The organism is Ruegeria sp. SCP10 (assembly GCF_040329495.1).
Classification (GTDB): Bacteria; Pseudomonadota; Alphaproteobacteria; order Rhodobacterales; family Rhodobacteraceae; genus Ruegeria.
The window spans coordinates 229454-252226 of the sequence record NZ_JBDZYF010000004.1 but is presented as its reverse complement, the minus strand read 5'-3'; the positions used below and the strand labels follow the sequence as shown (position 1 = coordinate 252226).

Genomic DNA, 22773 nt, shown 5'->3' with positions numbered 1-22773 from the left:
CCGCGTTTTGGTTAACCTGCGGCTTCCAATTGCTTCAACCGGGGCATTAAATCCAAAAGCTCTTTGGTGTAGGGATGCTGGGGTGCCGAAAACAGAGCGTCAGTGTTCTGCACCTCGACCAGTTTCCCCTGTCGCATCACCCCCACCCGATCACACATCTGACGCACAACCGGCAGGTCATGACTAATGAACAGCATGGTCAGCCCCAGATGATCCTGCAGGTCTTTGAGTATGTTCAGGATTTGCGCCTGGATCGACACATCCAGGGCGCTGGTCGGCTCATCGCAAATCAGGAATCGGGGCTGTGTGGCTAGTGCGCGGGCAATACAGATGCGCTGGCGCTGACCGCCAGAGAATTCGTGCGGGTATTTGCGCCAGGCGTCTTTCGCCAACCCGACCCAGTCCAGAAGTTCCCTGACACGCGGTTCAACCTGCGACTTGGGAAGGATGCGATGGTGCAGGATCGGTTCGGCAACAAGATCACCAACCTTCATCCTCGGGTTCAGGCTTGAGAACGGATCCTGAAAGATCATCTGAATCTGGCGGCGATAGCCTTGCAAAGCCTCTGCCCCCATCGCCGTCACATCCTGTCCGTCAAAGACAACGCGGCCTCCGTCCACCGGATAAAGCGTGCCGATCATCCGAGCGACCGTGGATTTGCCCGAGCCGCTTTCGCCGACAAGGCCAAAAACCTCACCGTCGCGAATGTCGAAGCTGACCTGATCAACGGCGGTAAAGTACTTGCGTTGCGATGGCAGTAGACCGCCCTTTTGCAGGAAGGTCTTAGTGATACTCTCAACCTCTAGCAGCTTGCCGGATTTCGACAAATCGGTCTTGTCCCAATGGGCTGCCAGATCATCGATCTTGAAGGTTCTTTCCCGTTCGCCATAGCTGACCACCGGGAACCTTTCGACCTTGGTATGAGGTCGTGGCACGGCGGCGATCAGGGATTTGGTATAGTCATGTGTCGGCGCGCCGAGGATTTGATCGGTGGTGCCGCTTTCGACCACATGGCCGGAATACATCACGGTGACCGTATCGGTGGTATCAGCGATAACCCCCATGTCGTGTGTCACAAGGATCACGCCAACCTGACGTTCCTTGGCCAGTTCCTTGATCAGGTCCAGCACCTGCGCCTGAACGGATACGTCCAAAGCGGTCGTGGGTTCATCCGCGATCAACACGCTGGGTTCCGTGCACAGCGCCAAGGCGATCACCACACGCTGGCGCATCCCGCCGGAAAACTGATGCGGATACTGGTTGAACCTATTCGCAGGATCCGGGATCGAGACGCGATCCAACAGGGCAATCGCACGCTTTTTGGCCTCGGATGCCGACAGGCCGAGATGCAGCTGGATCGTCTCGACCAATTGCTCACCCACCGTGAACAGCGGGTTCAGCGAGGTCAGCGGATCCTGAAAGATCATCCCGATCTCTTTGCCGCGGATCCTGCGTTTGTCCTCGGCGTCCAGTTCATCGATGCGCCGGCCGTTCAGCCAGACCTCGCCCTCGGACACATGGGCCGGAGGATCCAACAGACCGATCACGGCGTTTCCGGTCATCGATTTACCCGCACCACTTTCGCCCACGACCCCCCGGATTTCACCAGGATGCAGGTCGTAGGTCACGTGCTCCACCGGTTTGAAAATGCCGTGGCGGGTCGGGATTTCCACCGTCAGGTTACGGATCGAGAGAACGGGATCGGTCATTTCAGCCTCGGGTTCAAAGCATCGCGCAGCCAGTCGCCCAGCAGGTTTACACTCAGGGCCAGCGCCAGAAGCGTGCAGGCCGGGAAGAACAGGATCCACCACTCCCCTGAGAACAGGAAGCCCTGTCCTATGCGGATCAGCGTGCCCAGCGATGGTTGGGTGGGCGGCGCACCGACCCCCAGAAAGCTAAGCGTCGCTTCGGCGATGATCGCCAATGCAAGTGAGATTGTTGCAATCACCAGCACGGGTGACAGCACATTCGGCAGGATATGGCGCAGCATGATCGTCAACGGATTTTGCCCAATGATCCGCGCAGCCGCCACGTAGTCTTTGTTCTTTTCAACCAGCGTCGCGCCGCGAACGACCCTTGCGAACTGCACCCAGTCAGACAGGCCAATCGCCAGGATCAATACCCAGATCGCCATCTGATCACGATACTCAACAGGCGTAACCCCCTTTGCGATACCGAAGATCAGCATGGCCAGAAGGATCGAAGGGAAGGTCAGTTGCACATCCGCCGTACGCATGATGATGGTTTCGGTCCAACCGCCGAAATACCCCGACAGTAGGCCCAGAATGATCCCAAGAACCATGGCAAACAAAACAGCTGCGACACCGACAAACAAGGAAATGCGCATCCCGTAAAGGATGGTCGAGAACACATCCCGCCCTTGATCATCAGTGCCCATCACAAAGCTTTCACCTGTGAAGGCATTTGGTTCCATTGGTGGGGTGAACCCGTTCATCAGGTTCAGGCTGGATGGATCGAATGGGTTCGTCGGCGCAATCAGCGGTGCGAAGATCGTGACAAGGATCAGCAGCGAGGCAACCGCTGCCGAAACCATCGCCACCGGCGAACGACGAAAGGCGTAGAACTGATCGCTGTCCAGAATACGTTGCAGGCGGCTCATGCTCTGACCCTCAGACGTGGGTCGATGAACGCATAGAGGATGTCGACCGCAAGGTTAATCGTGACGAAGATGACCGAAATCATCATCAGATAAGCTGCCATGACTGGGATATCCACAAACTGGATTGCGTTGATAAACAGCAGGCCAAGACCCGGCCACTGGAACACCGTCTCGGTGATGATGGCAAAGGCGATGATGGCCCCTAATTGCAGGCCGATGATGGTTATCACCGGCACCATGGTGTTTTTTAGGGCGTGGCGAAAGTTGATGGTCCGATCACTCAGGCCGCGCGCACGAGCGAAGCGGATATAGTCCTGCCGCAGTACCTCCAGCATTTCAGACCGGACCAACCGCATGATCAAAGTCATCTGATACAGGCCTAGTGTGATCGCTGGAAGGATCAGGGCCTTTAGCCCGCTACTGGTCAAAAGACCGGTGTTCCACCAACCAAGATCCACAACCTCACCGCGCCCAAAACTGGGCAACCAGCCCAGTTCAACCGAGAAGACATAGATCAGCAGAATGCCGATCAGGAAAGTGGGCAGCGAAACCCCGATCAGCGAGGCCGACATAATGAAATTCGCCGCAAACCCATCTCGTCGGATCGCGGTAAAGACGCCCAGCGCGATGCCCAGAGCAATCGCGAGTATCGCGGAGACCAGCGCCAGTTCAAGCGTCGCCGGCGCGCGTTCGGCCAGAATCTCCGCTACGGGCCGACCCTGACGGAAACTGACGCCGAAGTTGCCCTGCACCGCCTCTTGCAAGAACTTCACATATTGGACCGGAAACGGCTGATCGAGGCCCAACTGGCTGCGCAACCGTTCCACGTCTTCCATGGTCCGCTCCTGCCCCAGCATGTTGTCGATCGGGTCGCCGACAAAACGGAACATCGAAAAGGCGACGAGGCCCACGACGAAAAGAACCAGCGCCGACTGGGCTACGCGCCTGATAATGTATGACAGCATTTAGTTGACCGTGACCCAACGCAGAAGGAAGAAATTGTCGGGCCGTTGCGTCAACTCGATATTGCTACGAGCACCCCAGACCAGAGGCTGGACATAGAGGGGGACATAGGCGACCTCATCCTGAAGGATGGCTGTGACCACATCCAACATGGATTGGCGCGTTGGCTCGTCAATCTCGGATTGGATCATCGGCAGCAACTCATCGACGCGCGCGTTAGAATATCCGCCGAAGTTCCAAGACCCCAGCTTCTTCTCCTCATTGGGAGTCGAGGCCAGAAAGCGCACGGGGTGTTCAGCATCAAACGTGCCCGGCGACCAGCCCAGCAGATACATGTCGAAATTGTCGGCCCGCAATTCTGGCCAGTAGTTCTGAACAGGCATCGCATCCAGTGTCACATTCAGCCCTGCCTGTGTGAGCATGGCTGTAATCGCCTGACATACCGACTCGTCATTGAGGTAGCGATTGTTGGAGCATTTGAAGCTGACTTCCGCTCCCTCGGCCCCAGCTTCGGCCAGCAGCGCCTTTGCGCCCTCCAGATCATAGCCATAAGGGTCCGCGTTCGCTGCCGAATACCCGCGCATTGCAGGGCTGACCAGCTGGCTTGCGACTTCGGCGTTGCCGCGCATGATGGTTTGGAGGATGGCCGGTACGTTGACCGCCTTCGCAACGGCCTCGCGGGTGCGTGGATCAAGGAAAAGATCAGCGCCGCCCTGTCCATCTGCGCTTGCGCCTTCTTTCTGGTCAAAACCCAACATGATGACGCGCGCTTCGATGCCTTGGATGACCTTTACATCCGGGTTGTTCTGCAATCGCGCAACATCCTGAATCGGTACTGGATTGATGAAATCAACATCGCCCGACAACAACGCTGCTAACGCGGTCGCAGGGTTTTGGATCGGCACCAGTTCAGCGCGGGTTAGATTGTGCTCGGCATCGCCCCACCAGCCGTCATACGGCTCCAACACAGTACGCAGGCCGGGCTCACGCGCAGTGATTTGAAAGGCGCCAGTCCCGTTTGCGTTCAGTGTCGCATAGTTACCGGCCTCTTTGTCAGGCAGGGCCGTGTCATTCGCTTCAGCCCAGCCGCTATCCATGATCATCCAGTTGGCGATGCTATCAGGGAAGATCGGGTTGGGCGCAATGGTCATCACATCGACAGTATAGTCATCGACTTTCACAACCTCGGCTACGGGGGCGAACCAGCTGCGTGTATCCGAACTTTCGTCGGACGCGCGCTGATACGAAAAGATCACGTCATCGGCATTGAATTCGGACCCATCATGAAACGTCACACCTTCGCGCAACTTGAAGCGCCAGCCTGCGCCACCCTCAATCGGCTCCCAACTGGTTGCAAGCGCCGGTTCGATGGTCATGTCTTTGCCGCGCCGCACCAGCCCTTCATAGACGTTGTTCAGAAATCCGAGAACCGGGGCCGAGTTGACCGCATGCGGGTCCATGGTTTGTGGATCGGTGGTGACGGCAAAGGTGAACTCTTCAGCCGCAACAGGCATGGCAAGCGCGCCCAGCAGCGCGGCAGTGGTCAGACGTTTCATGATAGCTCCCACTTCAAAAGTGGCCGGGCTCTGCAGAGCAGAACCCGGCAACAAGGCTTTAGTTCAGGCCAAAATGTTTGACCATGGGTTGATCTTCCGGATCAACCTCGATGCCCAGATTTTCGGCCATACCCCAGTTCAGCACCTGGTGGTGGATCGGGATATATAGCTGTTCATCCTGCACCACGCGCCAAATATCGGCGATGTCTTGATTGCGTGCATCCAGGTCGGTGTTCGAGGCCAGTGACTTGATCTTGGCGTCCAGATCATCACTGTCGAAACCAGTACCATTCCAGGTGCCGATATCGCTTTCACGACCGTGGACCAGGAAGTTGAAGATGTATTCCGAATCGTAGGTCGGCACACCCCATCCCAGCATGTAGAAATCGGTCTTGCCGTCGGTGATCAGCGGGAAGTGCTGCGCCTTGGGCTTGGCGTCCAAGTTCACTGTAATGCCAATCTGACCCAGCATACCGACAGCAGCCTGACAAATGCCTTCGTCGTTGATGTAGCGGTCGTTGGGGCAATCGAGGCGGATCGAGAAGCCGTCGGGATAACCCGCTTCGGCCAGAAGAGCCTTTGCGCCTTCAACATCCGTGCTGCTTTCGGCATCCATCTCTGCAGTCCAACCGTTCACGAAGGGCGGAGCAATCATACCCGCAGGCTGCGACTGACCGCGCATGACCACCTGCTTGATGGCATCCCGGTTGATCGCCTTTGACATCGCCTGTCGCACACGCACATCGGCCAAGGGGTTCTTGCCGTCCACATTGTCGGCTTCGATATCGTCCGCGCCTTGGTTCATCCCGAAGAAGATAACCCGGTTCTGGGGTGCCTGTTTGACGACCAAGCCGTCTGCAGAATTGACCCGATCAAGGTCCTGCACCGGCATATCTTGCAGGAAGTTCACCTCACCCGACAGCATCGCTGCGACTCGGGTCGCATCGTTCTGGATTGGCGTATAGATGATCTCGCTGATCGCCATCGGGAACTGATCGCGGCCCCAATAGTCTTCATTGCGCTCCATCACGGTTTTCACGTCCGGTTCACGGCTCACCAACTTATAAGGCCCCGTGCCGTTCACATTGGTGGTAGCAAAGGTGATCTCACCCCCTTCGAAATCCTGAACCGCAACCGCATTGTTTGCCTCGGTCCAACCCTTGTCCATGATGAAAAGGTCAGTGAGGTTTGCGGGCAGGATCGGGTTCGGGCCATCGGTCACGATCTCAACGGTGTGGTCATCTACGGCGCGCACTTCGACGATTGAGTTGATCAACTCTTTCATGTCCGAGTTCGGCTGCTTCGCCCGGTTGATACTGAACACCACATCCTCGGCGGTAAAATCGGCCCCATCGTGGAACTTCACGCCCTGACGCAGATTGAATACCCAGACGTTCGGATCATCTGTGCTCGGCGCCCAATCCGTGGCCAGCGCGGCTTCGAACGCACCCGTAGTATCGCGAATGATCAGCGGTTCATACATCTGATGGCGGACGGTATGCGTAGGCCCCTCGTTTTGCGAATGAGGATCGAGCGTCAAAGCATCCCCCGAGCGCGCCCAGCGCAATGTCTCAGCTTGGGCCAGCGTTGTCGAGGCCATCAACATCGCCAGCGCGAACATTGGTTTCTTCATTATTTTCTCCCTTATCTGCAGCTGCTTAGCTGCATTGAATTCGCGATACTACGTCGCAAATTTCTGTTAACGCTAAAATCGAGGATAGCATACCAACTGCGTCGGCATGTCAATCGGTCAACGGCACACTAAATCGGAGAATGAAGATTTTAGAACGTCGCCAAGCAGATTTACAAACAAAACCAATGTCGTCATCCAAACGCTGGGCAACTCCTGAGACTGCTCTCAAAGACACAAGTATCACCTTGATCGCGCTAAAACACAGTCGATCAAAAGTCTTTGTATATTTACAAATTAATACATTCATTTTAATGATTTTGTATGAGAAAAATCCAACTGTCCCGGCGTATTTTTTTACGTAATGCCACCTGCCTTGCAGCACTCGGAGCTCAATCCAAGGTGGTACTGGCGGAATTGCAAATCGGCTCATCTGGCAAGTTGCAAACGTTATCTGATGGATATCTGACCATGCCGCCAGAAATGGTCTTTGGATCGATGCCACAGGATGAGCTGACGCCGTTTCTGAAGCACAGACAGATAGACGCGACAAGGTACGAGCCAGAGTGTAACGTGACGCTCTACCGAGATGGCACGAACACCGTTCTCTTCGATGTCGGTTCAGGACCAGATTTTATGCCAACATCCGGCAAGCTGCTGGATACTCTTTCCGCCGTGAATCTCTCGCCCGAAGACGTTAGCCATGTGGTGTTCACCCATGCGCATCCTGACCATATCTGGGGCGTTCTGGATGACTTTGACGACTTGCTTTTTGCCAACGCCACGCATCACTTTGGCCGTACTGAATGGGACTATTGGTGGAACCCCGCAACGGTTGAAACGATTGGCGAAGATCGCGCTGCGTTTGCAGTCGGCGCGAAGCGGCGCATGGAAGCGATCCAGGATCAGGTCATGTTCTTCGATGACGGGCAAGAGATCTTGCCGGGTATCGCCGCGCGCGCCAGCATTGGGCACACACCCGGACATATGGCGTTTGAAATTCGCCAAGGCAGTGACTCGGCAATGGTTGTGGGCGACGCACTCGGCAATCCGCATGTCGCCTTTGAACGCCCGGACTGGCACAGCGGCACGGATCAGGACCCTCAGACCGCTGCCGCGACACGCAGCCTGCTTCTGGACCAGCTTGCCGAAGAACAGATGAAAGTCATTGGGTTCCATCTGCCAGATGGTGGAATTGGGCGGGTCGAAAAGACAGGCTCGGCATATCGATTTATAGGAAAGCCGTCATGATGCGATCACTTTTGACTATCTTCGCCTTCGCCGCACCCGCCTGGGCCAGCGAAGACATCGCTGATCAGTATCCGCAAAGCGCCCTCTACTCCAAGCCAGTCGAATACATCCCCGGCGTCTACTCTGCCATTGGCGCAACCGCGCCACCGACCTACGAAAACGCGGGCCACAACAACAACCTCAGCTTCATCGTCACCACAGAAGGCGTGGTTGTTGTAAACGGCGGAGCCGCCTATGTGCTGGCGCAAGCGCTTCATCAGGAAATTCAGGCGATCACGGATCAACCGGTCAAACTTGTCTTCAACGAGAATGGTCAGGGGCACGCGATGCTTGGCAACGCCTACTGGTCGGAACTTGGCATTCCAATCGTGGCGCATTCGGATGCCGCCGCGGAATTCGAGGAATATGGCCCCCAGATTCTGGAGGGCATGCAGCGATACAATCGCGACAAGGCAGAAGGAACCTTTTTGGCTGGTCCGACCGAGACATTCGATGATGAATATGTGGTTGAGATGGGCGATTTCCGGATAGAGGCCAAATACCTCGGACCTGCCCACAGCCCCGGCGATATCTCTATCTGGTTGCCAAATCAAAGCCTTGTCATCGCCGGAGATATGGCATTTCACGAACGTATGCTGCCGATCTTTCAAGAGACCTATACCGCGGATTGGCTGGAAACCTGGGACAACGCGTTCGAGCCCTTGGGCGCCACTTATGTGATACCCGGTCACGGCCATCCGACAAACATGGATCAGGTGCGCCGCTACACACGCGACTATCTGATATACCTGCGTGGCAAAGTGCAGGAGCATATGGATGCAGGCGGCGATCTGGCCGAAGCCTACTATGTCGATCAATCCCCTTATGCCCATCTGGACACGTTCGAAGAACTGGCGACCAAAAATGCCGGGCGCGTTTTTGAACAGATGGAGTTTGAATAGTTCAGGATCGCTGCAGAGCGGGCAGTCGCGTTGCGAAGCGATGTGTCACAATCGCCCCGACCCACATAAAGAACACTGCAAGCCAAGCAGTCAGGGACAGGGCGGACCCTCCGGACAGCCCTGCCCCCACGGCGCAACCGCCTGCCAGCATGGCTCCAAAACCCATTAGGGTAGCGCCAACGAGGTAGCGTTCCATCGGGGTGTCGTTGCCGAACCGTTCGATCTTCCATTCTCCGGCATAAATAGCTGAAGCCGCGGCCCCGACAGCAACACCCGGAACCAGGCCGATACCAAAGGACAACGCGACGTTTCGTTTGGCGACCAAAGCCATCAGAGTATCTGTGGCCGGACCGGTGAAGGTAATCGAAGACACGGGTACAACCTCGAAAGAGGTCTGCGCAATTGCGAAGGTCATCAACCAGCCGAGCGCGACTGCCATCCCAACGCCTGCGGCAGACACGATCCGTATAGGCGCGACACGCCTGTATACCGCGAATGCGATTGCCAGAACCAAACCCAGCGTTGCGATAGCTGTGTAAGCCTTTGGCGACAATCCAAGCAACTCTGACAGATCACGCGATGCACCCCCCGAAATCGTCCAGAGACCAAAAAGCGTTTCACGGACGCGACTAAGAACACCTGTGTAAGCCGCCTGGGCCACCAATGTCAGGACCAGCCCGGTCACCAGCGCGCGCAGATTTCCGCAGGACGCCAAAACCAACAGGCGCGATGCACATCCACGTGCCAATATCATACCTGCACCAAACATCGCGCCACCAAGGATGGCGCCACTCAGGCTACCGGTCGAGGCGATTGCACGTGTCTCAGACAGGTCCAACTGGTCGAAAAGGACAAGCCCCTGTACCATAGTCAGCGCAGTGGTGAAGGCGATCAGCCAAACCGCCAAACGCGGACCAAACGCGCCTTCGGCGACTTCGACCGTCGAGGCGCGCAGACAGAATTGAGACTTTTGGGCCGTCGCACCGAACAGGATGCCAACAAGCATTCCAGCGCATGCCAAAGCGCCTTGGTCACCCAGGACATCAATGAGCTTTTCCATCAGCGGAAGCTCTCACACCGTTGCGGTTGCGTCTTTGTCTTCGGTCAAGTTGTCATTGCGCGGCCATCGGCTTGCGCGCCAATTGGCATTGCGTCCACAACTCAGCCAACGCACAAACCAGACGATCCACGTCTTCACTAGAATGCACGGGCGACGGCGTAATCCGTAAACGTTCCGTTCCTTTCGGGACGGTCGGGTAGTTGATGGGTTGGATGTAGATCCCGTAGTCGCGCATGAGTACATCAGAAATAAAGCGACACTTGACCGGATCGCCGACCATGACCGGGATGATGTGACTTGGGTTCGGCGTATGCGGAATGCCCAGATCGTCCAGCCTGTCCCGAACCTCGCGCACGCGCTGCTGGTGCAGATGTCGTTCAGCATTGCTGTGCTTCAGATGCCGAACCGAAGCCGCAGCCCCTGAGGCCACGGCTGGCGGTAGTGCGGTGGTAAAGATAAACCCGCTGGCAAAGGACCGGACAAAATCGACAAGTTCGTGCGATGCAGCGATGTATCCGCCGACGACACCGAAGGCTTTGCCCAATGTCCCCTCGATGACGGTGAGCCGATCCATCAGGCCTTCGCGTTCGGCAATTCCCCCTCCGCGCGGCCCGTAAAGCCCAACAGCATGAACCTCATCCAAATAGGTCATCGCGCCATAACGATCCGCCAGATCACAAATCTCGGCAATCGGCGCGATGTCACCGTCCATGGAATAGACGCTTTCGAACGCAATCAGTTTGGACGCATTGGCAGGCAGGTCAGAAAGATGCCGTTCAAGGTCCGCAACATCGTTATGTTTCCAAATCCGCTTCTGACAGCGGCTGTGGCGGATGCCTTCGATCATCGAGGCGTGGTTTAACTCATCCGACAAAACCGTGATGCCGGGAATGCGCGATGCCAATGTGCCCAGCGCGGCCCAGTTCGACACATATCCGGATGTAAACAGCAAAGCCGCATCTTTGCCATGCAGATCCGCAAGTTCCTGCTCGAGCAAAACGTGCTGGTGGGTCGTCCCAGAAATGTTTCTTGTGCCCCCCGCACCAGCACCGCTTTGGTCGATTGCGGCGTGCATGGCAGCAAGTACCTTTGGATGCTGCCCCATACCGAGATAGTCATTTGAACACCACACCGTGACGTTTTCGGGTCCATTCCCGGTGTAGCTATGCGCCTTTGGAAACGCGCCGCACTGACGTTCGAGGTCTGCAAAAATCCGGTAGTTTCCGTCTTCTTGCAGCTGATCCAATTGATCACGAAAGTACTGCTGATAGTTCATCTCAATCCCCGACGGCCTCTTTCACGATCTCGGACAACAGGGTCTGGACCTTTTGCATCGGTCCCTCGGGATAGCTTCGGTATCCCACCGTCACGCCATTGTCGTCTTCGGCCACGAAAATTCCATAGGGGCAAAAGCCGATGTTCATCGGATCAGCTTCCATCACCTCGCGCGAGAGTTTGGCTGAGCAGAAAATGAAGATATCAGCAGCCGCGAATATCTGTTTGTCGCTGCCAACATCCGCACCTGTCCGGTTCAGCATCTCGCCGACATGGCTTACATAGTCGATGACCAGCCCCTGCCCGACTATTGCGGATTCAACCGCGAATGTGGCATCGTCGAAACTGCCGTCAAAAGGGGTGGTGATGACCTCTTGGGCCAGAGCCTGACCTGTGAGAACGGTGGAAAATACGGCCGCAGCAATAATGTGTTTCATGGTCTTTACACTCCTCCTGAACCGCATTTTCGCAGATTGTCTTTCGGTGGCTTTGACACGGGTCAAATCCCCCGAAGCCCTTAGCTGAACATGTCCGAGGTGATACCCGCATACCAACCCAGCGATTCCTCGTAGGTTGCTTTCCTCAGATCGGCATCTTCGCCGGTTTGGCTGATAAAGCCGTCCACCTTGGCAATCTTCTCAGGCGTCGCTTCATAGGTCGCGCCAACCTTCACACCATCATTGGTGTCGATCAGTGACCAACATGTATTCGAGAACTTGGCTGGAAACACTTTGGACCCGGTCAATGCACCGCGCACGGCATTCGCGCAGACCTTTGCCTGACTGTTGGCCGAGAAACCGGATTTCGGCATGTCACCCTGCTGGCTCGCATCGCCAAGAACATAGATATCCGGATCAGCCTTCGAGGACATGTCGGCCGCATTCACCGGCGCCCAGTTGCCATCGGTCACACCAGCCATCTCCGCAATACGTCCGGCCTTCATCGCCGGGATGACGTTGCAGATATCAACCTTGGTTTCTTCGCCGTCGATGGTCACGGTCATTGCGTCCGGATTCACTGAAACATTACCACCACCAAAGTCCTCTCCGATCCAATCGACCATACCTTCGTAGTGGTTTGCCCAGCCTTCCTGGAACAAAGCCATTTTTGAGAATTTCGGCTTGGGGTCGGCGATGATAATTTTGGCTGTTGGATTATTCTCTTTCAGAACATGGGCCACCATGGAAATACGCTCATAAGGCCCTGGTGGGCAACGGTATGGGTTTGGCGGCGCAACCATTGCAAACGTACCGCCCTCAGGCATTGCCATAACCTGCGCTTTCAAAAGCTCGGTCTGCGATCCGGCCTTGTAGGCGTGCGGCATCTTGTTTTGCGCCGAAACATCCCAGCCTTCGACCGCACCATCGACAAAGTCGATACCCGGGCTCAGGATTAGCTTGTCGTAGGGAACGGACCCGCCCCCAGCCAAGGACACCGTCTTGGCATCACGATCAACACCAACGGCCCAATCATGGACCACGTTGATCCCGTAGTTCGCCGCCAGAGCACCATAGCTATGCGCAATATCCGAGAGCTCCTGAAACCCTGCCAGATACAGATTTGAGAAAAAGCAGGTATAGTAGGTCCGCGATGGCTCGATCAGAGTTACGTCAATCTCACCTTTGCTGTCTTTGGCGATGTAGCGCGCGGCGGTTGCACCACCCGCGCCCCCACCAACAACAACGACACGGGGCTTGCCTTGCGCCAGCACCATCGGCGCCGATAGAGCAGCCGCCACAACACCTGCGGCCCCCAAGAACGTTCGTCTGTTGAATGTCATCGCGTTTCCTCCCGTATTGCGCTGTTATTCTGGATTATTGAAATAGGCCGCCAATGCCGCGATCTCGTCATTGCTAAGCCGTCCGGCAATCATCTGCATGACCGGATGAGGGCGCTGTTTGTCTTTGTACGCATGCATCGCGACCACGAAATCTTCGTCTGGCCAATAGACGATTGACGGGATGCCAGCGTCGCCCCCTTCGATCTGATGGCAAGTTGTACATTCGCTGCTGAGATAGGCGCCATATTCCGGGTCGCCCTGAATAGCCAGTATCGCCGGATCGACAGAATGATCCGTGCCCCTGGCCGTTGGGTCCGCTTCGGGGATGTCCTGCGGATTGTCAGAAAATCCACGCAAATAGGCGATGATGTTGGCGCGGTCCTCGGGTTTTTTCAGACCACGGAAACTCATCCGTGTTCCAGACGCAAAGGCACGTGGATTTTCAATATAGGCCGACAGTGTATCAGCGTGCCATTCCAGGCCCGAATTTCCAGCACGCTCAAGGCTCTTGGAGTAATTGAACCCGTCAAGGCCTGCCGCTTTGCGTCCAAAAACGCCATTCAGATGCGGGCCGATTTTGTTTTTGGCACCCTCACCGACCTGATGACATCCTTTGCATTTGGCAAACACCACTTTCCCGGCTTCGGCGTCGCCCAGGTCTTCGGTTGCGCTGGACGACGAGGTGGTCGCCATCGCGACCGCCGCACAGGTCAGTATACCCGACCAGCGCATGATCAGTTTCCGAACGACTTGAGATAGACGATTACAGCGTCGATATCGTCAGATTTCTTAAGCCCCGCAAAAGACATACGTGTGCCTTTTATATACTCCTTGGGTTTCGTCAGGAAGGCCGCCATTTCCTGGTCAGTCCAGACAAGCCCCCCCTCAGCAGCGGCGTTCATGGCCTTGGAGTATTTGAACCCTTCGACTGAGGCTGCATTGGCACCGATGATCCCGTTCAATACGGGCCCTGTGCTGTTTTTCGCACTTTCGCCGACCTGATGACAGGCTTTGCATTTCTTGAAGACTTTCTCGCCAGCGGCAAACACTTCTGTGGTTCCGTCCGTATCGCTGGGTTCCTGAACGGCTGGCGTTGCAGCAGCTTCGTCCTCGGGCTTTGGCGCCGCAGCTGGAATGAACGAAGGACCTTCAGCCGTAAACATCGGCAATTCGTCCGCGCTGGAGTCGTTCATGACTGAGTTTGAACCACCTTCGGGCGGCGTCTCCACCAAAAAGACAGAGCGCATCGTGACGGCGGCTTCTGACTTGCAGTTCTCCATGCATGGCTCTTGCCGCCACTCGGCGTACTCAGTTTCAGGACGTACATCGACGACAAAACCGTTCATGTTGTACATCTCAAAATCGGCGAAGTTTTCCTGGTTGAGCTCGAAATCGTCATCCACCAGATCGTTGGAATAAAGGATGTAGGCGACGATCGCATAGGTCTCATCCGCGGTCAGCGTACCTGCCTCGCCAAAGGGCATAGAGCGGGAAATATAGTCCCAAGCAGTCGACAAATGCGGCCAGTAGGACCCAACGGTTTTTACAGGATCGTCGTCGGCAAGCGTGTCGAAACCACCGGCTAGAACAGGCCAATTGTCGGCGCCTTCGGCGAACTCTCCGTGACAGGACGCACACCGGTCGACAAACACTTCTTCCCCGGTCCAGACATCGCCTGATCCAACGGGCAAGCCACGCCCGTCGGGCAAGACGTCAACGTCCCAGGCCGCGATCTCTTCCTCCAGTGCAGGACGTCCAAGCCCGTATGTGCCCTCGGTACTTGGCGCGGGCGCGGTCAGGTTCATCCCGTTTGCGACCCGCTCGGCTGCTGCGACCTGAATCTCTTCGACCTTGGCCGCCAGTTCGGCTGCCCGGCTGGCCTCTGCTTGCGCGTTTTCCTGGGCTGTAGCTGCGTGCGCCTCAACCTGACTGATCCGGGTTTCCAAGGTTTCGATCTGCGATTGGCCGTAATTCCGGTTCGCTATAGCCACTGCCGCAGCAAGCACTAACGCGGTGCCGCCGAATACAGGCAGGAAAACATGACTAAGAGACTTCGACATTCTCGGCGATCCCTTCTGCGCTCACGTACCAAGTCTGGATACAGTTATTGTGGTAGACCGAGTTTTCTCCGCGCTTTTCGCGCAGTTGGTCTTTGGTCGGCTGCACATAGCCGGTCTCATCTATCGCCCGGGCCTGCAACAACATCGGCGCCCCGTCCCAATTCGTGTCGAGATAGAAACGCGTCAAAGCCTTGCTGTCCCCCTGCTTGCCAAGACGCGCCGTCTCCCAAGTAATCCCACCATCCTTGGACACATCGACGCGCGTAATTTGTCCGTGGCCTGACCATGCAAGCCCGGAAATGACCAAAGGTCCCGGTCCATGTTTGATCGGCATTTGCGGGCTGGGTGAGGTGATGACGGATTTTGCATCCATCGCCCAAGTCCATTTCTGGGCTGTGCCATCGGCGTAGACATCAGTGTATTTTGATGTTTCTTCGCGGCTTTCCACGGCCATATCGACAACCTCGATCCGGCGCAGCCATTTGACCCACATGTTGCCTTCCCAGCCCGGAACAACCAGTCGCACGGGGTAACCATGTTCCATGCGCAGTGCTTCACCATTTGCCTTGAAAGCCACCAACACGTCATCCAGCGCTTTTTCCATCGGAATGGAGCGGCCATTGGATGACGCATCCGCGCCCTCAACATAGACCCATTTGTCAGGTGAGACATCGGCGCCCGCTTCCTGCAGCAGTGTGCGCAGCGGAACGCCGGTGTATTCCATGTTGTGGATCATGCCATGGGTGAACTGAACACCGTTGAGTTGCGCTCCGGCCCATTCCATCCCTGTATTTGCGGCACATTCGCAGAAGTACACATGGTTTTCGCGAGGGAAACGTTCGATATCGTCGTAGGTGAAGACCAGCGGGCGATCGACCAGCCCGTTGATCATCAGGCGATAGTCTTCCTTGCGCAGCTCAATCGCGCCCGAGTGGTGGCGTTCAAAAGCGCAGCCTTGCGGCGTGATCGTGCCTTCGAGCGCATGGATCGGCGTGAAATTGATCGACGAAATCGGAGAGGCGGTCAGCCATTCCACATTGCGGCGCACGACATGGGATTCAAAGGTGATCGGCATCCCATACGGCGTCTCATCGACGCCCGCACCCGTGTAGGACGCCCAATCCTGAAGCTCGGTGATAAGGGGGTCCGGCGTGTCTGCCGCAGCCGCACCCGCGACTGAGCCTGCCGCTACCGCAGCACTGCCTTTCAGGAAGGCCCGACGGGACGGTTTGAACGCGTCATCCATATCTCTTAGGTCTCCATCTGTTTCTTAAGCGCCAACAACATCGACGCTGGTGTTCTCTTGCACCGTGACAGTGCCAAGGTTGCGAATGTGATTTTCGACGACATCCCAGATCGGGGGACCTTCGGTGCCTTCGTTGACACTGGCCCAACCAGCCACGACGTAGGTTTTCGACGGATCAATCGCTTCACCCGTTTTGAGCAAGGTCATTTCGCTAATCCGCTGCCCTTGTGGCTTGTTCACATCGATGCGGTAGCCAAGCCCACCGACGCGAACCATATCGCCGCCCTGCTGGTAATAGGGATCGGGATTGAACAGGTTGTCACCGACATCCTCGAGGATCACATGGATGAATTCGCCTGTCATTTCTGTGCGATAGGCATTGGGATACGACATCGATGTGACGTTCCAGATGTCTTCGCGCGTGATATCTTGTCCCGGCAGGATTGATGGCCCCCAACGGACGCCGGGCGACATCGCGATGTCTGCCTCACGCTCATTGATCAGGGCATCGCAAATCAGGTCATCCCAGGTGCCGTTGAAGTTTCCGCGGCGGTAGAGCAACGAATCTGTTTTGCCGATCACCTCACTCAGCGCATCCTCATAAGGCGCGCGCTGATCATTTATCAGAGCGGTGATCGCAGGATCAGGGGCGATGACGTCAGAGAAGATCGGGATCAGCTTGTGCTTCAGCCCCATCATCTGCCCATCCCTTACGTCGAGATCCACGCGACTGACAAACTTGCCGTTCGAGCCCGACGCGATGATATGCGTTTTACCGACCAGTACCGGCTCGGGCAGTGCGTCATGGGTGTGGCCGCTTAGGATCACGTCGATCCCTTGCACCCGGCCTGCCATCTTTTTGTCTACGTCAAAGCCGTTATGGCTGAGGACGACAACGACATCGGCACCGGCATCGCGAACCTCATCGACCATGGCCTGCATGTTTTCGTCCCGGATACCGAACGAGTATTCGGGGAACATCCAGCCCGGGTTCGCAATGGGCATGTAGGGGAAGGCCTGGCCGATCACGGCGACCTTTGCGCCACCTCGGTCAAAGAGCTTGTAGGGCTGGAACAGCTCAGCAGGCTCATCCCATTCGGCGTCAAAGATGTTCTGACCCAAGGCCGAAAAGGGCAAACCTTCAACAATTTCATTCACCCGGTCGCTGCCCAGTGTGAACTCCCAATGGAAGGTCATTGCATCGGGTTTCAGCGCGTTCATGACATTGACCATGTCCTGACCCGCCGTCTGATAGCAGGTGTAAGACCCGTGCCAGGTGTCGCCACCGTCCAACAGGAGCGCATCGGGACGGTCTGCACGAATGGCGTTGATGACAGTTGAAACCCGGTCCAATCCACCGACCCGACCGTAGGTCTTCGCCAGCGCAGAGAAATCATTGTAGGTCAGCGCATAGGCCGACGGGCTTCCATCTTCGATCCCGTAGGCCTTGCGGAAAGCCGCCCCTGTGACATGAGGCATCTGCCCTCGCGCATCGCCAATACCAAGGTTGATCTCGGGCTCACGGAAGTAGATCGGTTTGAGTTGCGCGTGAATGTCGGTGACATGGATCAGGCTGATGTTGCCAAAAGTCTCGAACTCCAACAGTTGATCCTGTGTCAGGCTTTGCTGTGCGGCAAGTCTGGCCCAATTGCCGAAACCGGACGCCCCATAGAGCGCCGAGGCCGCCATTGAAACCTGCAAGAAGTCACGTCGCGAAATCATCAATCAGCTTTCCTATTTCACATATAAATATGTGAATGTTACTTTTACTAAAAACCCGCGCAGAGCATTGCTTGCGCGGGCCCGTTGTTACTGGCGTACAGCCGGGGTTTCGACTGAAAGCCCATTGCCTCGGGATGCTACATAGAGCTCCAAGGCACGGAACTCATCCGACCCTTCAGCAAATGTTTCGGCGCGCGTATCCCGGATGCAACCACGGAAGCGATTGTGGCGCGAGATCAGCTTGGCCTGTTTCAGGCGATAGGTCGGGAACCCGTTGATCATACCCTGGCTCAGGTGGTCGGCACGGATCATGTTGCCCCAATTGTCTTCGTGACAATTGGCGCAGCTTAGCTCTAGCTGGCCGTAGCGGGTGTAGTACATGTCTTTGCCCTGCTCCCAGTACGGGGCGGCATCGCCATCGATCGCAACGTTCATTGGCAATCCGCGCGACTGCAAACCGATCAGAGCGACCATTCCCTGCATGTCGCCTCCGGACCATTTCCAGGCATCCGCTTCCATACGATCCGTGCGGCATTTGTTGATCAGGTCTTCCATGACAACCAGCTTGCCGCTTTCAGCATCAACCTTGGGCATAGACGCGTGAAGCCCTTCAAAGCTCTCTACCCCATCGTGGCAGGACGCACAGCTTTCACCAGCGGCGCCATCAACCGCCTCGAACAGGTCGATAGCCTGATCGACGAAGATCATCGCCGGATTGTCGAAATCATCGATTTGCAGAGCCTGTGTTTCATCCGTGCGGAAGTGCCAACCCGAATAGATCGTATCCAGATTTTCCAGATGTGCCGGCGCCTTGGCCACCGAGGTCATATCCAGCTCATCATTAATCACAAGACTGTCTTCATCCGGTCCGGCCATTGCTGCCACTGGGAAAGCCAGAATTGCCGCGATCGCCGTCAATGCCTTGGTATTCATTACGTTCCTCCCTTGGTGGATCAGCGCCAGCTTCTTGGACCAGCGCTGATCTGCCTTAGTGTCGAGCCGTCAGGCGATCTCGATCGATTTTTTCTCGTCATAAACAGAACCGTCATCATCGTACCAGGTGAAGACGAACTCACCGGCTTCGGGCACGACGGCTTCAAACTGGAAATACGGGTTGGTCGAAATCGCCGGCTCCATCGTCACGTCAACCACCATTTCGCCATTAAACTCACAGGTGAAACGGTTGATGATCGAACGCGGGATGACGTTGCCTTCTTTGTCCTTGCGTTGGCCGCTTTCCATCTTGTGGCTGATCAGCGTTTTGATCGTGATGGTTTCACCAGCCGCGGCTGTCTTTGGAACCTTGACGCGGGGTTTTACACCGGATGCCATGGATTAATCTCCTGTTCTTCGAGGCGCGCGTGGCGATCAGCCGCCGCAGCCGCCAATTGTCACTTTTACGGTCGCGGATGCCTTGGCAAAGCTGCCATCAGCCATCTTGGCCACAGCGATGACATCCTGCGTACCGGCCAGACGGATGCGAGTTGATGCGGCTTGTTCCGCCGCCAACGGGCCAAAGTTGAAGGTTGCAACGCCCGGTTCGGGGTTGCCGGCCGCGACGATCAGAATAGACGCCGCGCCCGGTGCACTGACTTCGATTGGCACGGTGTTTCCGTTTTCGGCGATTTCCGGTGCAGTCAACGTGACACCGCCATCAACCATATCCGCACCGCCTGTGAACGCGGCAATCGCACCTTCAGCGGCTGCATTTGCGCGGAGCGGCATCATTGTCAGGAACGCGGCGCCTAGGCCAAGGGCCAGAGTCTCGCGGCGAGAGAGTTCCATTTTCAATCTCCTTTGAATCTTCGGAAAGTCACGCCAGAAGGCGCAGTTATTGTTCTTTCAGGGTCGCGAGAAACGCGACCACATCTTCAATTTCCTGTGCTGTCAGGATCGACGTCAAAGGCGCTGTCGGCGCTTTGCCCGTATAGGCATCACCAGGACGGATATAGCCGTCATCCTTGTAGAATGCGGGCATGACCGTTCCATCGAACGTCATCTTTGCATTTGCCACCAGCCCACGAAGCTCGGCCTCGGACCAGCGATCACCCGCCCCGTCCAGCATCGGCCCAACTTCGCCATGAAATGGAATGTCCGCCAAAGCCGAGACTGCGTGGCAGGCCACACAGTTGCCTTTCGACTTATCCCCAACAATGAGCGCGCCGTTTGCAACATCGCCAGCAACCCCGGTCAGAGAAACCTCGACCGCGCCGTAGTCATCATAGGTTACGTCTTTCGGCCCTGTATCCGCTGCAAATGCGGCAACACCCGACACCGTGCAGACCAATGTTAAGAGTCTCAGCTTCATGATCCCTCCCATTTGCTACCGCGCCGATGGCGCTTTGCGACCCAAAGCTTTTGTGTACCGTAGTCGACGGGTAATGCTCTTCGCAACATTAAATTCATCTTATTGAATTTTTTTATTTGTAACGACAGACCTAATCTTGCGAAACATTGTTGCGCTCCTGAATGCGCCGCGCGTGATACCGTTGAAAATCTTCACCATTCTCAAGGTCGTAGCGTTTCTCATCAACCCAGGTGAAAAGATCCAAGGTAGTTGATTTTGAGAACGCCCCCGGCATGACAGCAACCGCTGCCTGGATGGCTGTGGCGTCTTCAGAGACCTCTTCAGGCAGGAAAACAAGCGTTGGGGTGAACAGAATCCCCCATTTGCGCATCAATGCTCTTTGCTCTTCTTCTTGCCCGTCAAAGTCGGTTGCTGTGGTGCTGCCATGCAAATCCATCTGTACGACAAAGAAGTTTTCTTCGATATACGTTGCCAGATCGGGCTGTGGGAACACCTCCTCGTGCATCTTTTTGCAATAGATGCAGCCCTGCTGTTCTATGAACAAAACCAATCGCTTACCTTCGCCCGAGGCCTCTTCAAGATCTTCTCGAAGGTCCTTGAACGTGTCACGCATCCACGGCGTTTTGTGCAGCCCGTCATCCCCCAGTTCCGCGGCAGAAACTGGGGCACCCAATAGAAGTAAGACCAGAATTGATAAGGCTCGTTTCATAACATCCTCCGCTATTAGCCAATGGTCGCAAGCCACGGCATATGGTCCAGCATCCATTGCGCGATGTGATTGATGGAATTGGTGGCGATCAACACGCCGAACAGGATCAGCAGACACCCCATCGCCTTTTCGATCAAAGGCAAATGCTTCCTGAACCGCGCCATCCATTGCATGAACGGGCGCACCAGAAACGCCGCCAGAACAAACGGGGCTGTCATTCCCACCCCATAGGCGAACAAAAGCAACGCGCCCCGCCACGCGGCCTCGGTCCCTGCTGCCGTGAACAGGATCGCGGCAAGCACGGGCCCCACACAGGGTGTCCAGCCAAACGCGAAAGCCAAGCCAAGCACATAGGCCCCGATCAAGCTAACATTCGAGGTTTCGCCAACATCCGCACGATACTGGCGATACAGAAACCCGATGCGAATGAGCCCAAGAAAATGCAGGCCCATCGCGATGATGATTGCCGCAGCAATCCAGCGCAGGATGTCAAAATATTCTCGAACCAATTGTCCGAAAATCGACGCCGTCGCGCCAAGCGCCATAAAGATCGTGATGATGCCTGCCGCGAACGCAATCGCCGAAAGCGTCGCGCGGCGACGTGTATTGGCGGGAATCTCAGCGCCTGCCGAGATCTGCTCCATCCCGACCCCTGCCAGATAGCTGAGGTAAAACGGGACAATCGGCAAAATGCACGGGGAAAGAAAGGACAAAAGACCGGCGACGACAGCTCCTGCAAATGTGATGTCGAACATGGTCAAAACGGTCCTGTCAGGCTATCATTCACACATTCAAAATAGTAAAGATATATCGTAGCGGTCAATCGGAGCTTGAGATGCGCCACCTGTTTCTGCTGTCTTTGGCAATCACATTGCTGGTTTTCCCTGTGGTTTCACGGGCCGAAATGACCCTTTTGATGGTCGAAGAGGACGGATGTATGTGGTGTGCCCGCTGGGATGATGAAATCGCTGAGATTTATCCCAAGACACCCGAAGGAAAAGCAGCACCACTGCGACGGCTTGATATTCGCCAAGCAACCCCGGGCGATATCGCCTTGGAAAAACCTCTTTACTATACACCGACCTTTGTTCTGCTGGACAACGGACAGGAAGTGGGCCGGATTGAAGGCTATCCGGGCGAGGACTTTTTCTGGGGATTGCTGGGCGCTTTGATGCATGACGCCGGGATAGATATTGAGACTTCTGGATAAACCGCAACAAATCACATAAACTGATTTGAATGCATGAAGCCGAGAAAGCGGGGCGATCTTGTTGGACAAACCATCGAAACTGCCAGTGTTCACAAAGGACATGTGTGCAGAAGACCTGGACAGAATGATGGAGAATGCCCAGACGGCATCAAACTTCCTGAAGGCAATCAGCCATGAGGGACGTCTGATGATCTTGTGTTACCTGTCTTCGGGCGAGAAATCCGTGACCCAGATGGAAGAGATGCTATCGGCCCGACAAGCGGCCGTGTCACAGCAACTGTCGCGCTTGCGGTTCGAAGGTCTGGTCAAAACACGGCGCGAAGGCAAAACAATCTACTACAGCCTGGCTGATGATCGATCGACGCAAATCCTGGAAGTCGTCTACGATCTTTTCTGTAGGGAGAAGTAGAGGCCGCTCAAGAAACCGCCAGCTTTGGGAGGA

The 22773-nt window shown here is 55.9% G+C and carries 23 protein-coding genes; 4 read left to right on the top strand and 19 right to left on the bottom strand.

What is annotated here, in order from left to right; translation table 11 throughout:
* Positions 1–11 precede the first annotated feature (11 nt).
* The 5 genes from ABLN87_RS12570 to ABLN87_RS12550 are packed head-to-tail and all read right to left on the bottom strand — an operon-like array spanning position 12 to position 6772.
* The gene (locus ABLN87_RS12570) at positions 12–1709 is read right to left on the bottom strand and encodes an ABC transporter ATP-binding protein (protein WP_353010701.1); all 1698 of its coding nucleotides are present in this window, start codon (positions 1707–1709) and stop codon (positions 12–14) included.
* Positions 1706–2620, bottom strand: a complete 915-nt coding sequence (locus ABLN87_RS12565; protein ID WP_353010699.1) for an ABC transporter permease — start codon at positions 2618–2620, stop codon at positions 1706–1708. The genes ABLN87_RS12570 and ABLN87_RS12565 overlap by 4 nt, the downstream gene beginning before the upstream one ends.
* The gene (locus ABLN87_RS12560) at positions 2617–3585 is read right to left on the bottom strand and encodes an ABC transporter permease (RefSeq protein ID WP_353010697.1); all 969 of its coding nucleotides are present in this window, start codon (positions 3583–3585) and stop codon (positions 2617–2619) included. Before ABLN87_RS12560 ends, ABLN87_RS12565 begins: the two co-directional genes overlap by 4 nt.
* On the bottom strand, positions 3586–5139 hold the full coding sequence (locus ABLN87_RS12555) for an ABC transporter substrate-binding protein (protein WP_353010695.1): 1554 nt from the start codon (positions 5137–5139) through the stop codon (positions 3586–3588).
* Positions 5140–5197: 58 nt separating this feature from the next.
* Entirely contained in the window at positions 5198–6772 is a 1575-nt protein-coding gene (locus ABLN87_RS12550; protein ID WP_353010693.1) for an ABC transporter substrate-binding protein, read from the bottom strand.
* 468 nt (positions 6773–7240) lie between these two features.
* On the opposite strand from ABLN87_RS12550, the gene ABLN87_RS12545 reads away from it, so the two are divergent.
* Together ABLN87_RS12545 and ABLN87_RS12540 are read left to right on the top strand one after the other, a co-directional pair.
* Positions 7241–8020, top strand: a complete 780-nt coding sequence (locus ABLN87_RS12545) for an MBL fold metallo-hydrolase (RefSeq protein WP_353010691.1) — start codon at positions 7241–7243, stop codon at positions 8018–8020.
* Positions 8017–8961 carry an MBL fold metallo-hydrolase gene (locus tag ABLN87_RS12540; protein ID WP_353010689.1) on the top strand — a complete coding sequence of 315 codons (945 nt, stop codon included), beginning with the start codon at positions 8017–8019 and terminating at the stop codon, positions 8959–8961. The genes ABLN87_RS12545 and ABLN87_RS12540 overlap by 4 nt, the downstream gene beginning before the upstream one ends.
* A 1-nt stretch (position 8962) precedes the next feature.
* Here the strand turns inward: ABLN87_RS12540 and ABLN87_RS12535 are convergent, their stop codons facing one another.
* The 14 genes from ABLN87_RS12535 to ABLN87_RS12470 form a co-directional block, all read right to left on the bottom strand.
* Positions 8963–10021, bottom strand: coding sequence for a YeeE/YedE family protein (locus tag ABLN87_RS12535; RefSeq protein ID WP_353010687.1), 1059 nt, complete (start codon positions 10019–10021; stop codon positions 8963–8965).
* 52 nt (positions 10022–10073) lie between these two features.
* Entirely contained in the window at positions 10074–11297 is a 1224-nt protein-coding gene (gene hemA, locus ABLN87_RS12530; protein WP_353010685.1) for a 5-aminolevulinate synthase, read from the bottom strand.
* A 1-nt stretch (position 11298) separates the two neighbouring features.
* Entirely contained in the window at positions 11299–11733 is a 435-nt protein-coding gene (locus ABLN87_RS12525; protein WP_353010683.1) for a DUF302 domain-containing protein, read from the bottom strand.
* 80 nt (positions 11734–11813) lie between these two features.
* The gene (locus tag ABLN87_RS12520) at positions 11814–13076 is read right to left on the bottom strand and encodes an NAD(P)/FAD-dependent oxidoreductase (RefSeq protein WP_353010681.1); all 1263 of its coding nucleotides are present in this window, start codon (positions 13074–13076) and stop codon (positions 11814–11816) included.
* A 24-nt stretch (positions 13077–13100) separates the two neighbouring features.
* Positions 13101–13808: a c-type cytochrome gene (locus ABLN87_RS12515; RefSeq protein ID WP_353010679.1), complete on the bottom strand. Its 708-nt coding sequence runs from the start codon at positions 13806–13808 to the stop codon at positions 13101–13103.
* Between the two features lie 2 nt (positions 13809–13810).
* The gene (locus ABLN87_RS12510) at positions 13811–15136 is read right to left on the bottom strand and encodes a c-type cytochrome (RefSeq protein ID WP_353010677.1); all 1326 of its coding nucleotides are present in this window, start codon (positions 15134–15136) and stop codon (positions 13811–13813) included.
* On the bottom strand, positions 15120–16382 hold the full coding sequence (soxC, locus tag ABLN87_RS12505; RefSeq protein WP_353010675.1) for a sulfite dehydrogenase: 1263 nt from the start codon (positions 16380–16382) through the stop codon (positions 15120–15122). The genes ABLN87_RS12510 and soxC overlap by 17 nt, the downstream gene beginning before the upstream one ends.
* A gap of 24 nt (positions 16383–16406) precedes the next feature.
* Entirely contained in the window at positions 16407–18104 is a 1698-nt protein-coding gene (soxB, locus tag ABLN87_RS12500) for a thiosulfohydrolase SoxB (RefSeq protein ID WP_353010673.1), read from the bottom strand.
* An 87-nt stretch (positions 18105–18191) separates the two neighbouring features.
* On the bottom strand, positions 18192–19037 hold the full coding sequence (gene soxA / locus ABLN87_RS12495) for a sulfur oxidation c-type cytochrome SoxA (protein ID WP_353010671.1): 846 nt from the start codon (positions 19035–19037) through the stop codon (positions 18192–18194).
* Positions 19038–19106: 69 nt separating this feature from the next.
* Positions 19107–19436 carry a thiosulfate oxidation carrier complex protein SoxZ gene (gene soxZ, locus ABLN87_RS12490; RefSeq protein ID WP_353010669.1) on the bottom strand — a complete coding sequence of 110 codons (330 nt, stop codon included), beginning with the start codon at positions 19434–19436 and terminating at the stop codon, positions 19107–19109.
* 36 nt (positions 19437–19472) lie between these two features.
* Complete coding sequence (gene soxY / locus ABLN87_RS12485) at positions 19473–19889, bottom strand: thiosulfate oxidation carrier protein SoxY (protein WP_353010667.1); 417 nt, start codon at positions 19887–19889, stop codon at positions 19473–19475.
* A 46-nt stretch (positions 19890–19935) separates the two neighbouring features.
* Complete coding sequence (soxX, locus tag ABLN87_RS12480; protein WP_170536483.1) at positions 19936–20412, bottom strand: sulfur oxidation c-type cytochrome SoxX; 477 nt, start codon at positions 20410–20412, stop codon at positions 19936–19938.
* Positions 20413–20542: 130 nt separating this feature from the next.
* The gene (locus ABLN87_RS12475; RefSeq protein ID WP_353010665.1) at positions 20543–21121 is read right to left on the bottom strand and encodes a thioredoxin family protein; all 579 of its coding nucleotides are present in this window, start codon (positions 21119–21121) and stop codon (positions 20543–20545) included.
* Positions 21122–21135: 14 nt separating this feature from the next.
* Entirely contained in the window at positions 21136–21876 is a 741-nt protein-coding gene (locus ABLN87_RS12470) for a cytochrome c biogenesis CcdA family protein (RefSeq protein WP_353010663.1), read from the bottom strand.
* A gap of 80 nt (positions 21877–21956) precedes the next feature.
* Here ABLN87_RS12470 and ABLN87_RS12465 point away from each other — a divergent pair, with 80 nt between their 5' ends.
* Positions 21957–22331 carry a hypothetical protein gene (locus ABLN87_RS12465; protein WP_353010661.1) on the top strand — a complete coding sequence of 125 codons (375 nt, stop codon included), beginning with the start codon at positions 21957–21959 and terminating at the stop codon, positions 22329–22331.
* A 100-nt stretch (positions 22332–22431) separates the two neighbouring features.
* Entirely contained in the window at positions 22432–22740 is a 309-nt protein-coding gene (locus ABLN87_RS12460) for an ArsR/SmtB family transcription factor (RefSeq protein WP_353010747.1), read from the top strand.
* Positions 22741–22773 lie beyond the last annotated feature (33 nt).

Excerpts from the sequence above, each read along its gene's own strand:
- ABLN87_RS12565 (WP_353010699.1), bottom strand. The coding sequence starts at position 2,620 with ATGAGCCGCCTGCAACGTATTCTGGACAGCGATCAGTTCTACGCCTTT.
- ABLN87_RS12475 (WP_353010665.1), bottom strand. The coding sequence starts at position 21,121 with ATGAAACGAGCCTTATCAATTCTGGTCTTACTTCTATTGGGTGCCCCA.
- ABLN87_RS12555 (WP_353010695.1), bottom strand. The coding sequence starts at position 5,139 with ATGAAACGTCTGACCACTGCCGCGCTGCTGGGCGCGCTTGCCATGCCT.
- ABLN87_RS12470 (WP_353010663.1), bottom strand. The coding sequence starts at position 21,876 with ATGTTCGACATCACATTTGCAGGAGCTGTCGTCGCCGGTCTTTTGTCC.
- ABLN87_RS12460 (WP_353010747.1), top strand. The coding sequence starts at position 22,432 with ATGTGTGCAGAAGACCTGGACAGAATGATGGAGAATGCCCAGACGGCA.
- soxX (WP_170536483.1), bottom strand. The coding sequence starts at position 20,412 with ATGAAGCTGAGACTCTTAACATTGGTCTGCACGGTGTCGGGTGTTGCC.
- ABLN87_RS12545 (WP_353010691.1), top strand. The coding sequence starts at position 7,241 with ATGCCGCCAGAAATGGTCTTTGGATCGATGCCACAGGATGAGCTGACG.
- ABLN87_RS12540 (WP_353010689.1), top strand. The coding sequence starts at position 8,017 with ATGATGCGATCACTTTTGACTATCTTCGCCTTCGCCGCACCCGCCTGG.
- ABLN87_RS12520 (WP_353010681.1), bottom strand. The coding sequence starts at position 13,076 with ATGACATTCAACAGACGAACGTTCTTGGGGGCCGCAGGTGTTGTGGCG.
- ABLN87_RS12550 (WP_353010693.1), bottom strand. The coding sequence starts at position 6,772 with ATGAAGAAACCAATGTTCGCGCTGGCGATGTTGATGGCCTCGACAACG.
- soxY (WP_353010667.1), bottom strand. The coding sequence starts at position 19,889 with ATGGAACTCTCTCGCCGCGAGACTCTGGCCCTTGGCCTAGGCGCCGCG.
- ABLN87_RS12570 (WP_353010701.1), bottom strand. The coding sequence starts at position 1,709 with ATGACCGATCCCGTTCTCTCGATCCGTAACCTGACGGTGGAAATCCCG.
- ABLN87_RS12515 (WP_353010679.1), bottom strand. The coding sequence starts at position 13,808 with ATGCGCTGGTCGGGTATACTGACCTGTGCGGCGGTCGCGATGGCGACC.
- soxZ (WP_353010669.1), bottom strand. The coding sequence starts at position 19,436 with ATGGCATCCGGTGTAAAACCCCGCGTCAAGGTTCCAAAGACAGCCGCG.
- ABLN87_RS12510 (WP_353010677.1), bottom strand. The coding sequence starts at position 15,136 with ATGTCGAAGTCTCTTAGTCATGTTTTCCTGCCTGTATTCGGCGGCACC.
- ABLN87_RS12535 (WP_353010687.1), bottom strand. The coding sequence starts at position 10,021 with ATGGAAAAGCTCATTGATGTCCTGGGTGACCAAGGCGCTTTGGCATGC.
- soxA (WP_353010671.1), bottom strand. The coding sequence starts at position 19,037 with ATGAATACCAAGGCATTGACGGCGATCGCGGCAATTCTGGCTTTCCCA.
- soxB (WP_353010673.1), bottom strand. The coding sequence starts at position 18,104 with ATGATTTCGCGACGTGACTTCTTGCAGGTTTCAATGGCGGCCTCGGCG.
- ABLN87_RS12525 (WP_353010683.1), bottom strand. The coding sequence starts at position 11,733 with ATGAAACACATTATTGCTGCGGCCGTATTTTCCACCGTTCTCACAGGT.
- ABLN87_RS12465 (WP_353010661.1), top strand. The coding sequence starts at position 21,957 with ATGCGCCACCTGTTTCTGCTGTCTTTGGCAATCACATTGCTGGTTTTC.
- soxC (WP_353010675.1), bottom strand. The coding sequence starts at position 16,382 with ATGGATGACGCGTTCAAACCGTCCCGTCGGGCCTTCCTGAAAGGCAGT.
- hemA (WP_353010685.1), bottom strand. The coding sequence starts at position 11,297 with ATGAACTATCAGCAGTACTTTCGTGATCAATTGGATCAGCTGCAAGAA.
- ABLN87_RS12560 (WP_353010697.1), bottom strand. The coding sequence starts at position 3,585 with ATGCTGTCATACATTATCAGGCGCGTAGCCCAGTCGGCGCTGGTTCTT.